At 64.0% G+C, this 15,382-nt stretch carries 14 protein-coding genes; 1 reads left to right on the forward strand and 13 read right to left on the reverse strand.

The features are described from left to right. Positions 1 to 46: 46 nt before the first annotated feature. The 7 genes from QFZ91_RS02645 to QFZ91_RS02675 form a co-directional block, all read right to left on the reverse strand. On the reverse strand, positions 47 to 1,138 hold the full coding sequence (locus tag QFZ91_RS02645) for a porin (protein WP_429566149.1): 1,092 nt from the start codon (positions 1,136 to 1,138) through the stop codon (positions 47 to 49). 69 nt (positions 1,139 to 1,207) lie between these two features. After that, entirely contained in the window at positions 1,208 to 2,224 is a 1,017-nt protein-coding gene (dmpG, locus tag QFZ91_RS02650) for a 4-hydroxy-2-oxovalerate aldolase (RefSeq protein ID WP_429566150.1), read from the reverse strand. Between the two features lie 22 nt (positions 2,225 to 2,246). Next, complete coding sequence (locus tag QFZ91_RS02655; RefSeq protein ID WP_429566151.1) at positions 2,247 to 3,197, reverse strand: acetaldehyde dehydrogenase (acetylating); 951 nt, start codon at positions 3,195 to 3,197, stop codon at positions 2,247 to 2,249. Positions 3,198 to 3,210: 13 nt separating this feature from the next. Continuing rightward, entirely contained in the window at positions 3,211 to 4,014 is an 804-nt protein-coding gene (gene mhpD / locus QFZ91_RS02660; RefSeq protein ID WP_429566637.1) for a 2-keto-4-pentenoate hydratase, read from the reverse strand. 29 nt (positions 4,015 to 4,043) lie between these two features. Further along, a complete protein-coding gene (locus tag QFZ91_RS02665) occupies positions 4,044 to 5,582 on the reverse strand; it encodes a bifunctional 3-(3-hydroxy-phenyl)propionate/3-hydroxycinnamic acid hydroxylase (RefSeq protein ID WP_429566152.1) in 1,539 nt (512 codons plus the stop codon). A 107-nt stretch (positions 5,583 to 5,689) separates the two neighbouring features. Further along, the gene (gene bphD, locus QFZ91_RS02670; protein ID WP_176111910.1) at positions 5,690 to 6,544 is read right to left on the reverse strand and encodes a 2-hydroxy-6-oxo-6-phenylhexa-2,4-dienoate hydrolase; all 855 of its coding nucleotides are present in this window, start codon (positions 6,542 to 6,544) and stop codon (positions 5,690 to 5,692) included. Positions 6,545 to 6,597: 53 nt separating this feature from the next. Continuing rightward, positions 6,598 to 7,521 (reverse strand): VOC family protein, encoded by a 924-nt coding sequence (locus tag QFZ91_RS02675; protein WP_429566153.1) that lies wholly within the window; start codon positions 7,519 to 7,521, stop codon positions 6,598 to 6,600. Positions 7,522 to 7,769: 248 nt separating this feature from the next. Here QFZ91_RS02675 and QFZ91_RS02680 point away from each other — a divergent pair, with 248 nt between their 5' ends. Continuing rightward, a complete protein-coding gene (locus QFZ91_RS02680; protein ID WP_429566154.1) occupies positions 7,770 to 8,525 on the forward strand; it encodes a TetR/AcrR family transcriptional regulator in 756 nt (251 codons plus the stop codon). A 77-nt stretch (positions 8,526 to 8,602) separates the two neighbouring features. Here QFZ91_RS02680 and paaK read toward each other — a convergent pair whose 3' ends face one another. The 6 genes from paaK to paaC all read right to left on the reverse strand — a co-directional run bounded on the left by paaK (position 8,603) and on the right by paaC (position 15,381). Further along, the gene (gene paaK, locus QFZ91_RS02685; protein ID WP_429566155.1) at positions 8,603 to 9,928 is read right to left on the reverse strand and encodes a phenylacetate--CoA ligase PaaK; all 1,326 of its coding nucleotides are present in this window, start codon (positions 9,926 to 9,928) and stop codon (positions 8,603 to 8,605) included. Between the two features lie 37 nt (positions 9,929 to 9,965). Beyond that, positions 9,966 to 11,525, reverse strand: coding sequence for a 3-hydroxyacyl-CoA dehydrogenase (locus QFZ91_RS02690; protein WP_429566156.1), 1,560 nt, complete (start codon positions 11,523 to 11,525; stop codon positions 9,966 to 9,968). A gap of 14 nt (positions 11,526 to 11,539) precedes the next feature. Continuing rightward, positions 11,540 to 12,742: a 3-oxoadipyl-CoA thiolase gene (pcaF, locus tag QFZ91_RS02695; protein ID WP_429566157.1), complete on the reverse strand. Its 1,203-nt coding sequence runs from the start codon at positions 12,740 to 12,742 to the stop codon at positions 11,540 to 11,542. A 186-nt stretch (positions 12,743 to 12,928) separates the two neighbouring features. After that, on the reverse strand, positions 12,929 to 14,017 hold the full coding sequence (gene paaE, locus QFZ91_RS02700; RefSeq protein ID WP_368594380.1) for a 1,2-phenylacetyl-CoA epoxidase subunit PaaE: 1,089 nt from the start codon (positions 14,015 to 14,017) through the stop codon (positions 12,929 to 12,931). A gap of 1 nt (position 14,018) precedes the next feature. Beyond that, entirely contained in the window at positions 14,019 to 14,570 is a 552-nt protein-coding gene (gene paaD, locus QFZ91_RS02705) for a 1,2-phenylacetyl-CoA epoxidase subunit PaaD (RefSeq protein ID WP_429566158.1), read from the reverse strand. Positions 14,571 to 14,577: 7 nt separating this feature from the next. Then, entirely contained in the window at positions 14,578 to 15,381 is an 804-nt protein-coding gene (gene paaC / locus QFZ91_RS02710) for a 1,2-phenylacetyl-CoA epoxidase subunit PaaC (RefSeq protein ID WP_429566638.1), read from the reverse strand. Between the last annotated feature and the right edge of the window lies 1 nt (position 15,382).

Below are 15,382 nucleotides of genomic sequence, written 5' to 3' on the forward strand. Positions count from 1 at the left end.
CCGCAAGCGTTGCTGATCGCCACGTCCAGCCCAGAACAGCCGGATATCAGAACGCGGTGCGAAGGCCAACTCGTGCAATGGCTTGCGACGTCGTGCTAGACGATCCGTTGGGACCCATGATGCCGTTGATGGCAGCCTGCGAACCTGCGCTCGCCTTCTGATAAACGCCCTCCGCATAAACCATGCTCCGCTTGGAGAGCGAATAGTTCAGCGTTGCACCAAGCTGATGCGCGTGGTTGTTGTTGAGTTCCTCGTTACCTTTCAGGTACATATAGTTCCCGCCGAACGACCACGCGGGAGTGATCTGCCAACTGGCGCCGACTTGTGCGGCAAAGGCCGCGGCGCCGTTGAACGAGTTGCGCACGCTCGTAATGTTCGCGACCGTGTAGAGGGGTCCGATTACATAGTGAGCGCCGAAACCCCAGTTCGTGATTGGAATCTGCGGCGAGCCGTTGCTGGAGCCGGGATATTTCGCTTTCGTGTAGGCGGCCCCGACTCCGAACGGACCGGCACCGTAATTCAACCCGAAGCTCATGGATGAATTCGACCCGAACGAACCAGCCACTCCGCCGAGCGAATACATTGCCCCAGCGGACAAGCCCGCAAACACCGGTGATTGATACTTGATCGAATTGGCCGCCGGGATGCCGCTCATGCGGCTCCAGTCGAACCAGCCGGTTGGGTTTTGCGGAATGTTCAGTTTCTGGAACGGGCCGGCCGCGAAGTTGTACAAGCCGCCAGTGAACACGGCAGGAGCATTGCCCGTCTCTGTCAGCGACGTCGTCATGAAATCGAAGACATTGCCGAAAGTCAGCTTGCCGAAGCTGGCACTATCCAGACCGACGTAAGCATTCCGCCCGAAGATGCCAGGCTGCACCGTCGCGCCCGTACCGAGCTGAAACTGGTTCTCCAACTTGAAAATGACCTTGTTTCCACCGCCGATATCTTCGGCGCCCTGCAAGCCGAACAGGTTCGGCGTATAGATGCCGTCGTCAAACTTCGTGACCGAATGCCCCCCCTGGTTCGTCACATAGGAGACGCCCCCGTCAATCAGGCCGTACAGCGTGACGTTGCTCTGGGCGAACGCGTATCCGACAGGCAGGAATCCAAAAAGAATTGCAATGGAATGTTTTTTCATTCCAGTCTCCAGATAGTTTACTTGATCGATCTTTTGTGCGGCTTCAATGAGGCTGCTAGTCCGCGCGCTTCAAGCCTGGCGTGCCTGCTTCAAGTCGAGCGCGACATCGACGATCATGTCTTCCTGGCCGCCGACCATGCGGCGCTTGCCCAGCTCGACCAGAATGTCGACGGTCTTCAGACCGTACTTCTTCGCGGCCACTTCCGAATGACGCAGGAAGCTCGAATACACGCCCGCATAGCCGAGCGCGAGCGTTTCGCGGTCCACGCGCACCGGCCGGTCCTGCAGCGGACGCACGATGTCGTCGGCGGCGTCCATCAGCGTGTAGAGGTCGGTGCCGTGATTCCAGCCCATACGCTCCGCTGCCGCGATGAACACTTCCAGCGGCGCGTTGCCCGCGCCCGCGCCCATGCCCGCGAGCGATGCGTCGATGCGGTCGCAGCCTTCTTCGACCGCGACGATCGAATTCGCCACGCCGAGCGACAGGTTGTGGTGCGCGTGCATACCCGTCTGCGTTTCGGGTTTCAGCACGGCCTTCACCGCGTGGAAGCGGTCGCGCACATCGTTCATCGTCAGCGCGCCGCCCGAATCGACCACGTAAATGCAGGTCGCGCCGTAGCTCTCCATCTTCTTCGCTTCGATGGCGAGGTTCTCCGGCGTAGTCATGTGGCTCATCATCAGGAAGCCGACGGTGTCCATGCCGAGTTCGCGCGCGTATTCGATGTGCTGCTTCGAAATGTCCGCTTCCGTGCAGTGGGTCGCCACGCGCACCACGCGCGCGCCCGCGTTGTACGCAGCCTTCAGGTCGTGAATCGTGCCGATGCCGGGCAGCAGCAGCGTCGCGATCTGCGCGTGCTCGACGACATCCGCGACCGCTTCGATCCATTCCAGGTCGCTATGCGCGCCGAAGCCGTAGTTGAAGCTCGAACCTTGCAGGCCGTCGCCGTGCGCGACTTCGATGCTGTCCACTTTCGCGCGGTCCAATGCGCGCGCGATGTCCTGCACGTTCTGGATCGAGTACTGGTGACGTATCGCGTGGCTGCCGTCGCGCAGCGTCACGTCGGAGATATACAGTTTCTTGTCCATGCGGGAAGTCTCCTTAAGCCTCTTATGCCTCTGATGCCTGCACGAGCGCCTGCGCCATGCGCTCGGCGGTCGCGAGCGCGGCCGAAGTCATGATGTCGAGATTGCCGGCATAGGCGGGAAGGTAGTGCGCGGCGCCTTCGACCTCGATGAAGACCGACGTCTTCAGGCCGCTGAAGCGGCCGAGGCCCGGAATGTTGAGTGGCGCGTTAGCGGGAATTTCGTCGAACTGCACCTTCTGCTTCAGGCGATAGCCGGGCACGTACGCCTGCACCGCGGCGGCCATCTGCTCGATCGACGCTTCGACCTTGTCGAGGTCGGCCATCTCCGACAGCGTATAGACGGTATCGCGCATCATCACCGGCGGCTCGGCCGGATTGAGCACGATGATCGCCTTGCCCTTCACTGCGCCGCCGACCGCTTCGATCGCCTTCGACGTGGTCTCGGTGAATTCATCGATATTCGCGCGCGTGCCGGGACCGGCCGACTTGCTGCTGATCGACGCGACGATCTCCGCGTAATGCACCTTCGCCACGCGCGACACGGCCGCGACCATCGGAATGGTCGCTTGTCCGCCGCAGGTCACCATGTTCACGTTGGGCGCGCCGATATGCGCGTCGAGATTGACGACCGGCACGCAGTACGGCCCGATCGCGGCCGGCGTCAGATCGATCACGCGAATCGAAGGTTTAAGCTTTCGCAACAGCGCGTCGTTCTTCACGTGTGCGCCGGCCGAGGTCGCGTCGAACACGAAGTCGATGTCATTGAACACGGGCAGACGCGTCAGACCTTCGACGCCTTCATGCGTGGTCGCGACGCCAAGCCGCGCGGCGCGCGCGAGGCCGTCGGAGTTCGGATCGATGCCGACCATCGCCGCCATCTGCAGATGCCGGCTGTTGCGCATGATCTTGATCATCAGATCCGTGCCGATGTTGCCCGAGCCGATGATCGCGACGTTCAGTTTTTCGGAAGCCATATAAAGTCCTGATTCAAGCGATAAACGTGGCACGCACGCTGCCGAGGCCTTCGATCTGCGCGCAGTAAGTGCCCGGCTCCTTGACGGCGACCATCGGGCCGAGCGCGCCGGTCAGCACGACGTCGCCGGCGCGCAGCGGCGTGCCGAGCTGGACCATGCGATCCGCGAGCCACACGGCGGCGTTCAGCGGATTGCCGAGGCAGGCCACGCCGCTGCCGCGCGAGAGCACTTCGCCGTCGCGCGACAGCGTCATCGCGCACGCGGCGAGGTCGATCCGCGACAGCGGCACCGGCCGGCTGCCGAGCACGAACAGCGCGCTCGACGCGTTGTCCGCGACCGTATCGACGAAGCGGATGTCCCAGTTTTCGATGCGGCTGTCGACAACCTCGATCGCGGCCAATGCGTACGCACTGGCGCGCAGGATGTCGACGAACGTGTGCTTGTCGTGCGTGAGGTCGTGTTCGAGCACCAGCGCGATTTCGGCTTCGACCTTCGGCTGGATCAGTTTCGACAGCGGCATCGGTTCGCTGTCGCCGTAGGACATGCCGGCGAACAGCGCGCCGAAGTCGGGCTGATCGACGCCAAGCTGCTTCTGCACGGCAACGGACGTCAGACCGATCTTGCGGCCGACGATGCGCTCGCCGTTCGCGACGCGCAGATCGACGTTCGCCTGCTGCACTGCGTAGGCGGTGGCGACGTCGTCGAGCGGGATGCCGCCCGCAGCGATGTCGCCGCGTACGGGCGAGATGGTCTGGCGCATCGCTTCAGCATTGCGCAGGCGCGAGGCCAGCGCGTTGACGACGTTGGCGTCATGCATGTTCATGTTTCTCCCTGGTTTGAGACGTGTCAGGCAGGTACCGCAAGACCGCTGACGTCGGCGGAGGCGACGAAGCGATCGGGGCGCAGTGCGACTGCGCGCGCACCGTACTTGCGCAACCATGGGCGCAGTACGCCGTCGAGGTCGACGAATTCGTCGCAGCCCTTCGTGTGCTGATCCTGTTGGCGCAGCGCGATGTAGCGGGCGCCGAGCTGGTCCCACGCCGCTTTTTCATCGGGCGTGAGCAGCGTGGCGGGATCGACGTCGTCGCCGAGCAGCACGAAGCCATCGCCGAGCAGGTCGTCCAGCCGTGCCATCACCCCGCGGTTATCGCCCACGACGGGTTGCGGGACCATGCGGCCCACGATGCTGTCGTGAGCGAGCGGACCGCGCAGCCAGCCGGCTTCCAGCACTGGCGGCGCGATGAGCGGCTGCTCCGGCGCGTCCGGCGGAGGCGGTGCATTGAGCGCGGCCTGCTCTTCTTCGGAGAGTTCCTGTTTGATGATGCGGCCGAGTTGCACGGCAAGGCCGGTGTAGAACGCCGCATTGGGCCGACGTTCCGCTTCATAGGTGTCGAGCAACTGCTCGGGCAGCGTGCCCTTGAGCACGCCGGCGAGCTTCCAGCCCAGATCGAACGCGTCGCGCATGCCGGTTTGCATGCCCGCGCCTGCCCAGGGCGGCATCAGATGCGCCGCGTCGCCCGCGAGAAACACGCGCCCGACACGCCACTTGTCAGCCATCCGCGTATGGTGGCGATAGAACGCATACTGGTGGATTTCGACGTCGTCCTCGGTGACACCAAGTGCTTTAAGCAGCGGCCAGACGTCCTCGTTCGTCGCGAAGTCGGCTTCCGACTCGGTAGGCTTCAGCGGAAGTTCCCAGCGGTGGTTGCCGCCAGACAGCGCGATGTCCACCACCGGCCGTTCCTTGTCGGACCAGAACGTCAGCAGGTTGCGGTCCGGCCACCAGCGCTTGACGCGGCAGTCGATCACGATCCACTGCACGTCGAGCGTATCGCCCAGCAGCTTGACGCCGAGCTTGCCGCGCGTCGCACTGCTGCCGCCATCGCAGCCGATCACGTAGCGCACGCGGGTCTGTTTCGTTTCGCCAGTCCCGAGGTCCCTTGCGGTCACCGTGACGCCGGTTTCATCCTGCTCCAGCGACACGACTTCGAAGCCGTAGTGCACGTCGATGTATTCGGCGTGCTTCGCCGCGCATTCGCGCAGTGTGGACTCCATCGTCGGTTGATAGATGTTGAAAAAGCGCGGCTTGACGCCGAGTGTCGAAGGCGGGTGCTCGATGCGCAAAATCTCGGTGCCGTCATAGCGCATCCAGCGTAGCGCGCGTTGCGGATCGATCTGCTTCAGCACCGGTTCGTCGACGCCGAGGTTCTGGAAGATGCGCATCGTCCAGTCGTTGACGGTGACTGCGCGCGCACGCTGGTAAATGTCTTTGTGTTGCTCGAACGCGATGGTGGAAATGCCGTGTTTCGCCAGGGTCAGCGCGGCGATCACGCCGGTCGGCCCATAGCCGACGATGGCGACCTCGGCGTCGTACTCATTGGTCATATCTTGTCTCCACTAGATATTCTGGATGTTCAACGTGGCAGCGGGATGCGCGTATTCGCAGCGTAAAGGCCAGCGCGATGACGGCGACCGCCGCCGTCGCCCGTTTTTTAGTTATTCAGGAAGTCGATGACGAGGCGGTTGAACTCGTCGGCGTGTTCCCACTGAGCCCAGTGGCCGCACTGCGGCAGGATATGGAGTCGCGCATCCTGCAAGGTATTGATCATGCGCAGGCCGTGATCGAGAGGCACGAAGCGGTCGTCGCGGCCCCACGTGATCAGCGTCTTGTGAGCGATTTGCGGAAAGCGTGCGGACAGGTCCCATGTGGTCACGGGGCAAAGCTTCGAACTCGCGATGAAGTTCTTCAGGTGGTTCAGGTTCGACTCGATGTTGTTCCAGCGTCCGCGACGCAACTCCTCGGTGATTGCGCCAGGCCAGTACACGAACACTTCGAGCATGGCCTCGAAGTTCTCATAGGTGGGTTCTGCATACAGCTTGAACATGCGTTTGATGCCTTCGCCCGGCTGAGGCTGGAGGATGCTCGGACCCTGAGCGCCAGGTCCCATCAACACCATGCGATCGAGGCGTTCCGGATACTCCAGCGCGAAGCTCAATGCGGATGCTCCGCCCATCGAGTTGCCGACCAGATGCACGTTGGCGATGCCAAGCGCATCGAGCACCCCTTTGGTCGCGCGCGCGTTCAGCAGGTTGCGGGGCACGTCGCTGACGATCTCGCCTGATTTGTTGAATCCGGGGCTGTCGATGAGCAGCACTCGAAATCCCGCGTTCACGAGCGCGTCGACATTGCGGTAGTAGTTGCTCCAGCCGCTTGCGCCGGGCCCGCCGCCGTGCAGCATGGCGACGGCAGGGCCGTGGCCGGCGTCGTTGAAATGGATGGTGAAGTTCTCGAGACCAGGTTCGTTGATCGTCACGAACTTGCTGGTGCTGGCTTCGGTCAAGGTCATACTGTGGCTCCAGGAATATGGTCTTGCAGTCAAGCTATGTAATGAGTCGGGATTCAATGCGCGTTGGGGGCGGGCGCGCCGGGCGGCGGATTCAGTTTGTGTCCCCAGTCGCTGAGTTCGGAGTAGCGCTTGATTTCCCATGTGTCGTCGTTCACCACGATGCCGCCCGCGCCGAATTCGATCGCGAAACCGGACGGCGAGATCATGTAGAACGAAAACATCTGGTCGTTGGGGTGATGGCCCAGTTCCATCAGGATCGGCACGCCGGCCTGCTTGCAGCGGTCGTAGGCGAGGCCGACGTCGTTGGCGTCGGTGCACTCGACCATGATGTGGTGGATACGTTTGGGGACCGGGAACGGCACTTCCGCGACCGCCATCGAGTGGTGACGTCCGCTGCGAGCGTGAAAGAACGTGACGTCGAGGTTCACGCCCGGTGCGGCTTCACCAGTGATGGAGTCGCTGAGCTTGAGGCCGAGCACGTCCTGGCAAAACGCCTTGGCGCGCGCACTCTGCTTGGGCACCGTGACGAAGTGGCCAGCACCCAGGCGTCCTGTGCTGAATGATCCGCGCAGTACCGAGGAGCGGAATGCGTCGCGTGTGTGAGCGCGGTACGCGCAGCTATAGAACTCGTGGCTGATGCCGTCGGGATCGTGGCACACGAACAGGCGGGCTACGCGGCGCTGCTCGGCGATTTCACGATCCGCCTCGACGATCCCGGCTCCGCGGGCACGCGCATGATCGACGAACGCGTCGAGCTGCGCATCCGTTTCGAATTCCCAGCCGGCGGCGAGGAAGTCGTCGAGCTCGCTCTTGACCAACAGGAAGCGCTGCTCGTAATCATCCATACGCAGGCCGAGCGATTCGCCGGCGACGCGCCTGCCCACCTGCAAACCCAGTACGTTGACGGCGAACCCCTCCCATGCCGCCAGGTCGCTTACGCCAAGGACCATATACCCCAGTGTCGACACGCTGTGCATAGCTCTCCTTATGTTCAAGTTCTGATGACGGGCCATTGGCCCGGAAATGGTGCGAAGCACTCTCCGGTGCGTGCTCGTGTCCGGATCGGGCGATGAGGAACAACGCCCGATCCGGACGCTGGCCTAGCTCATTCCCACAGTCGGAATTAGTGTACCGATCGGTCCAATCGCGAACAGCCAGGGCAAACCAGTAATGAACCGATCGGTCCAATACGGTAGAAAAGGGGGCGAAGCGGTATACTTTTAGAATGGAAAGCACACAGCAAATTGGCAATCGACGCGGCCAGAGATCGCGCCAGGAAATCCTCGACGCGGCCGCCCGCGTGATGTCGGCCTATGGCTACACCGGCACCTCGATGTCGGCGCTGGTCGAAGCAACCGGAATCCCGAAGAGCGCGATCTATCATCATTTCGGCTCCAAGGCAGGGCTGTTGGCGGAGGTGATGGCGCAAGGCGCGCGGGGCTTCTTCGCCGCGATGCGTGAAGCTCACCGGAATCCGCCCGAAGGCGGCACGTCGCGCGAGCGTCTGGGCTGGTATCTGAAGAAGACGGGGGAGGTGTTCCAGCACCGCGAGAACTTCCTGCGCCTGTTGGTCGTCATGGTGATGAGCAACGAGGCCGCGGAGCCGGAGGCGATCCAAACGGTGATCGAGGTGCGCAACGAAGGCCGCGACTATATGCGCGAGATGATCCGCAGCGCGTTCAGCGCTGAAGGCGACGCCGCGGCGTCAGCGGTCGCCGACGAACTGGCGTATTTCGGCATGCTCGGCTTCGACGGCGCTTTCGTCTCCTTTCAATCTGGCGACAACAGATCGATGGAAACGCATATGGCGCAGCTCACCGATGCGCTGATTGCGCTAGGCGAAGCGCGTGCCGCGTCGTTCCGGGAAGCGACACGGGCAGCGGGCCGCAAGCGCGAGGCTAAACCGGCGAAGGACTCTGTCCGTCTGGCGGAGAAGCGGCCGAAAAGCAAAGCGGTGCAAAAGGGCGGCATCGCTGGCTAACTCAGCCTCGCGCGGCCACGTGAACGGGCAGAGCTGGCGTTGCGCGAGTCCCCGCGCGCAGCGCCTCTGATCGATGCTTACAGGTTCGCGCCCCGCAGATCGACGACGCGTTTCGCCTTGCCGGTGCCGGTCATTGGAATATGTCCGGCAAGCGCGACCGAGACCGTCGTCGAGACGCCGACCATCGTCTTGATGCGATGCTGCAGTTCGCGCGCGAGCGCTGTCCGATCGTGGTCGCTCAACGACTCGCCGAGCTCCGGCCGCGCTTCGACGCACACCGCCAGAGAATCCAGATGCCCGTCGCGTTTGACCGTCAATTGATATTGCGCGCTCAGCTTGGGAATCGCGAGAATCAGCTCTTCGATCTGGCTCGGAAACACGTTGACGCCCCGGATGATCAGCATGTCGTCCGAGCGTCCGGTGATCTTCGCGAGCCGGCGCATCGCGCGGGAAGTCGGGGGCAACAGCGAGGTCAGATCGCGCGTGCGATAGCGGATGACCGGCATGGCTTCCTTCGTCAGCGAAGTAAAGACCAGTTCGCCTTCGCTTCCATCCGGCAGCACCTCACCGGTAACGGGATCGATGATTTCCGGGTAGAAGTGGTCTTCCCAGATCACCGGACCGTCCTTGCTTTCGATGCACTCCGCCGCGACGCCGGGGCCCATCACTTCCGAGAGGCCGTAAATGTCGACCGCGTCGATTCCTGCCCGCGTTTCGATTTCGCTACGCATGGCTTGGGTCCAGGGCTCGCCGCCGAAGACACCCACCTTCAGCGACGATTCGGCCGGATTCATCCCTTGGCGCGTCATCTCGTCGATCAGGCTAAGCATGTACGACGGCGTGACCAGAATGATCGACGGTTCGAAGTCGCGGATCAGCTGAACCTGCTTTTCCGTCTGGCCGCCGGACATCGGCACCACCATGCAGCCGAGCCGCTCCGCACCGTAGTGAATGCCCAGCCCGCCCGTGAACAGGCCATAGCCGAACGCGTTGTGCAGCGTGTCGCCGCGACGGCCGCCGGCGGCGCGGATCGAACGCGCGACGATGTCGGCCCAGGTATCGATGTCGCGTGCGGTGTAGCCCACGACCGTCGGCTTGCCCGTGGTCCCGCTCGATGCATGCACACGCACCACCTGGTCGCGCGGTACGGCGAAAAGACCGAACGGGTAGTTGTCGCGCAGGTCCTTCTTCGTCATGGTCGGAAACCTGGCCAGATCGGAGAGTTCCTGCAGATCGTCCGGATGCACGCCAGCGGCATCGAACGCCTTGCGGTAATGCGCCACGTTGTCGTAGGCATGGCGTACCGACCATTTGAGGCGAGTCAGTTGCAGAGCCTGCAGCTCGTCGCGGCTGGCGCGTTCGATCGGTTCGAGTTCGTCGGATTGAGGGGTGCGTCGGACCATGGGAGTCTCCGGAATACTGGAATTGGATTGATTCGAGTCAGGCTGCGCTGTCGATGGCAGCGCGGGCATGCCATGACGCACGCGACCATGAAAGTGCGGCTAGTAGCGGTGAAATGCGGTACCGGTCTTCACCGTAATGGGTGCAGAGATTGCTCAGTACCGTAGAGAACAGAGCGACGCCCGCGTTATCCGCCCACTTCAGCGGGCCCAATGGATAGTTGACGCCTTTTTCCATCGCCAGGTCGAGATCCGCAGCCGTGCACACGTCCTGATTGACTGCATCGGCCGCTTCGTTCACCAGCATCGCGACGGTCCGCATCACGATCATGCCGGCCACATCGGCCATCGGCACGACCGAATAGCCGGCCGCCTGCATCGCGCCGACGACGGCCGCATAGGCCGAATCACTGCATTGCCGCGCACGCGCGAGCGCGACCGTGCTGCAGCCGGCGTAGTCGAGTGCGAGGTCGACGAGCACCACGCTGTCGTGATCCATGTCGTGAGCGCATTGAGTTGCCGTGCGCCCGTCGGTCAGTCGCAGCAGCGCGTCGTCGATTTGCGCGACCACACCGTCGACGCGTTCGGTTTCTGGCATCGTCGCGGTAACGAGCCCGGCATCCAGCAGCCTTTGTTGAAGCCGCGCGGTCACGCCGGGCTGCCGGAACAGTTTGACGAGCCGCGGAGAATCCGCGGGTGGCGCAAGCCGCGGGCTCGGGCGCGCGGCGTTCGGACCATATTCGTAGAATCCACGTCCCGATTTGCGGCCCAGAAAACCCGCATTGACCAGCTCCTGCTGAATCAACGACGGCGTGAACCGGGGATCGTTGAAATACGCACGAAACACCGACTCGGTGACCGCGCAATTGACGTCGTGTCCGATCAGGTCCATCAGCTCGAACGGTCCCATCCGGAAGCCACCCGCCTCGCGGATCACCTCGTCGATCGACGCGGCACTCGCTGCCTGCTCGTTCAGAAGCCGCAGACCTTCGGCGTAAAACGGACGTGCCACGCGGTTCACGATGAAGCCGGGCGTCGAGCGCGCGTAGACGGGCGTCTTGCCCCACGCGGCGGCCGTCTCGTACACGCAGGTCGCGACGTCCGGCGATGTGGCGAGGCCGCTGACCACTTCGACCAGCGCCATCACGGGCGCAGGATTGAAGAAGTGCATGCCCACGAGGCGCGACGGAATCTTCAGCGTCGCACCGATCGCCGTGACGGAAATCGACGAAGTGTTGGTCGCGAGAATGCAGGCGTCGTCCACGTGCTCTTCGAGCTCGGCAAAAATCTTGCGCTTCACTTCCAGCCGTTCGGCGACGGCTTCGATGACGAGCCCCGCATCGCGCATCGCGGCCAGCTGGTCGACCGCAAACAGCCTTCCGTTCGCTTGAGCGGCAGCCGTCGCGTCGAGGCGGCCTTTGTCGACGAGCCTCGCGAGATTCGCGGCGATGCCCTTGATGGCCTTTGCGACCGTAGCGGCATCGAGATCGAACAGGGCGACCCGGTGTCCGGCGAGCGCGGCCACCTGGGCGATACCCGCACCCATCGCGCCCGCGCCGACGATGCCAACGATCGTGGAAGTCTTCAATACGTTCGACATGCTGGTGGCTCCGCTCAAACGCGCTCGATCGCAATCGCGATGCCCTGGCCAACGCCGATGCACATCGTGCAAAGCGCGAAGCGTGCGTTGCGGCGTTCGAGTTCGTAGGTCGCCGTCGTGACCAGCCGGGCACCCGAAGCGCCGAGCGGATGGCCCAACGCGATCGCACCGCCGTTCGGATTGACGCGGGGATCGTCTTGCGCGACGCCGAGACGGCGCAGCACCGCGATACCCTGCGACGCGAACGCTTCGTTCAACTCGATCACGTCGAACTGGTCGAGCGTCATGCCGAGGCGCGCAAGCAGCTTCTCGGTGGCCGGTGCCGGTCCGATGCCCATGATGCGCGGCTCGACGCCCGCCGTAGCCATGCCCAGGATGCGGGCACGCGGCGTCAGATGGTTGCGCTTCGCTGCCTCTTCGCCTGCGATCAGCAGCGCGCAAGCGCCGTCGTTGACACCCGAAGCGTTACCCGCCGTCACCGTGCCGTTGGGGCGCACCACACCTTTGAGTTTCGCCAGCGCCTCGAGCGAGGTCTCGCGCGGATGTTCGTCGCGATCGACCACGAGGGGTTCGCCCTTCTTTTGTGGAATGCGCACCGGCGTGATTTCCTGGGCCAGCGTGCCGTCCGCCTGAGCGCGCGCGGCGCGTTGCTGGCTGCGCAGCGCAAAGCGGTCTTGCGAGTCGCGGTCCACGCCGAAGTCGTCGGCCACGTTTTCCGCCGTTTCGGGCATCGAGTCGACGCCGTACTGGCTGCGCATCAGCGAATTGACGAAGCGCCAGCCGATCGTCGTGTCATGGATTTCGGCCGAGCGCGAGAATGCCGTCGCCGACTTGCCGACCACGAAAGGTGCGCGCGTCATGCTTTCGACGCCGCCTGCAATGTAAAGGTCGCCATCGCCCGCGCGGATCGCGCGCGCGGCGCTGCCCACCGCGTCCATCCCCGAGCCGCACAGGCGGTTGATCGTGGAGCCGGGGACGTCGATCGGCAAGCCCGCGAGCAAAGCGGACATGCGGGCGACGTTGCGATTGTCCTCGCCGGCCTGGTTCGCGCATCCGTAGAGGACGTCCGCGACCTGCTGCCAGTCCACCGACGGATTGCGCTGCATCAGCGCGTGAATCGGCACGGCGCCAAGGTCGTCCGCGCGAACATCCTTCAGTACGCCTGCATAACGTCCGAACGGAGTGCGAATGGCATCACAGATAAAGGCTTCGGTCATGGTGTTTTCCGGTAGAGAAATTGAACGATTCAGGCTTTGCATCCGCAACAGGGTTGCGCGGTGCGATCAGACATGAGCGGCTTCGCGCGGCGGCACGTGACGCCGTACCTACCGTCGGTGCTCGTTGAACAGCGAATGAGACATGAGATGGAACTTTGATCGAAGACGGGGGTGATGCGCTTGCGCTTATCGTTCGTCGTAACTGACGACAACCTTCTCGCTCACCGGATGACACTGACACGTCAGCACGAACCCGTCGCGGACCTCGTGTTCTTCGAGCGTGTAGTTCTTTTCCATCTTCACTTCGCCCTCGAGCACCTTCGCGCGGCACGTGCAGCACACGCCGCCCTTGCACGCATACGGCAGCGCGAGACCGGCGCGCAGCCCCACGTCGAGCACGCTCACGCCCTGATACGGCAGGCGCAGCCTGCGCCGCTTGCCGTCGAGCACGATCTCGAGGTCGGCCGCCGGGGTGTCCGCGGTGATCTCGACGGGCGGCACCCCCGCCTGCGGCAGCGGCGTGCCGAAACGCTCGACGTGCACCTTCGCGGGCGGCACGCCGGCGGCCTTCAGGGCCGCCTCGGCCGCGTCCATCATCGGCGCGGGGCCGCAGATGAACGCCTCGTCGATCGCGTCGGCCGGCAGCAGCTGCTCGAGGAACGCCGCGCACTTCTGCTGGTCGAGCACGCCGTTGAACAGCTCGACGTCCTGCAGGTCGTCCGACAGCACGTGATACAGCACGAAGCGGTTCATGAAGCGGTTCTTCAGGTCCTCGAGCTCCTCGGCGAACATGATCTGGTCGACGCTGCGGTTGCCGTACACCAGCGTGAAGGTGCTGCGCGGCTCGACTTCGAGCGTGGTCTTGATGATCGCCAGCACCGGCGTGATGCCCGAGCCGCCCGAGAACGCGAGGTACTGCTGGCCCTGTTCGGCGTTCAGGTGCGTGAAGAAGCGGCCGTCCGGCGTCATCACGTCGATCGTGTGGCCGGGCTGCAGCGTGTCGAACGCGAAGTTCGAGAAACGCCCGCCGCGCACGCGCTTGATGCCGATGCGCAACTCGCCGTCGCGGTCATAGTCGGTGACGCCCACGCAGATCGAATACGAACGGCGCGTTTCCTCACCGTCGATATGCGTCTTCAGCGTGACGAACTGGCCCTGCGTGAAGCGGTACTGGTCGCGCAGTTCGGGCGGGACTTCGAAGGCGACCGACACCGCATCGGCGGTTTCGGGACGTACTTCGCGGATACGCAGCGGATGGAATTGCGGGGTGGCCATATCAGTACGGTTTGAAGTAGTCGAAGGGTTCGCGGCAGTCGAGGCAGCGATACAGGGCCTTGCAGGCGGTCGAGCCGAACTGCGCGAGCCGCTCGGTGTGTGCGCAGCCGCAGCGCGGGCAGGACGGGGCGGGCAGCGCGCGCGGCACGAAGCGCAGCACTTTCTCCTGTGACGCAGACGTCGCGGCTGAACCGCAGTTGCCCGTGGGCGGCGCGATGCCGTAGACGCGCAGTTTTTCGCGCGCCTCGGCGGTGATCCAGTCGGTGGTCCAAGCCGGCGCGAGTACGGTGGCGACGCGGTACGGCGTGAGCTGCGCGGCCTCGAGCGCACGGCCGATGTCTTCGGCAATCTGCGACATCGCCGGGCAGCCCGAGTAGGTCGGCGTGATCACGACCTCGAGCGCGCCGTCCGCGGCGCGTCGCACCTCGCGCAGGATGCCGAGCTCGCGGATCGAGACCACCGGGATCTCCGGGTCGGGTACCGCTTCGAGCACGTTCCACGCGCGGGTGAGCACGGGATCGGTGGCGGCGGTCGCGGCGGTCGAGGTCGTCATCGCGGGCTCACCAGTTCGCGCCCGGATGCTGGCGCGCGAGGCTCTGCATTTCCGCGAGCACGAAACCCATGTGCTCCGAATGCTCGCCATGCTTGCCGGTGCTCACGTGCCGCAGCGCCGCGGGCAGCGTCAGCGTGGCCGCGTCGAGCGTGGCGCGCACGTCGTCGAGCCATGCGGCTTCCAGCGTCGAGGTGCGCGGGCCGATGCCGGCCGCGGCGATCGCGTCTTCCACTGCGTCCGCGCTGAAGAACTCGTACGTGTACGGCATCAGATAGTCGAGCGCGGCCTGCGCGCGACGGTGCGATTCGTCGGTGCCGTCGCCGAAACGGATCAGCCACTCGCCCGCGTGATGCACGTGGTACTGCGTTTCCTTGATCGACTTCGCGGCGATCGCGGCGAGCTGTGCGTCGGCGGAACCCGTCAGCGCGCTCCACAGGTGCAGCATCAGCGTCGAATACAGGAAGTTGCGCACGATGGTGACCGCGTAGTCCTTCTCTGCCTGCGCGGTGCCGGCGAGCGGCCCGTAGTGCGGCAGCTCGACGAGCGTGTAGTTCGCGAATTCGCGCTCGGCGCGGAAGTACGCGTAGTCGTCCTCGCTGCGCTGACGGCCGGTGAGCTGCTGCTCGAGCGTGGCCGCATGCGTGTACAGCAGGCGCGCCTGGCCGATCAGGTCGAGGCTCATGTTCGACAGCGCGATGTCCTCTTCGAGGATCGGGCCGTGGCCGCACCACTCGCTGTTGCGCTGACCGAGGATCAGCGCGGTATCGGCGAGGCGCAGCACGTACTGCAGATGTTCGGGCGTGATGGATATT

It is taken from the genome of Paraburkholderia sp. JPY419, from assembly GCF_050435705.1.
GTDB classification, from domain to species: Bacteria; Pseudomonadota; Gammaproteobacteria; order Burkholderiales; family Burkholderiaceae; genus Paraburkholderia; species Paraburkholderia youngii.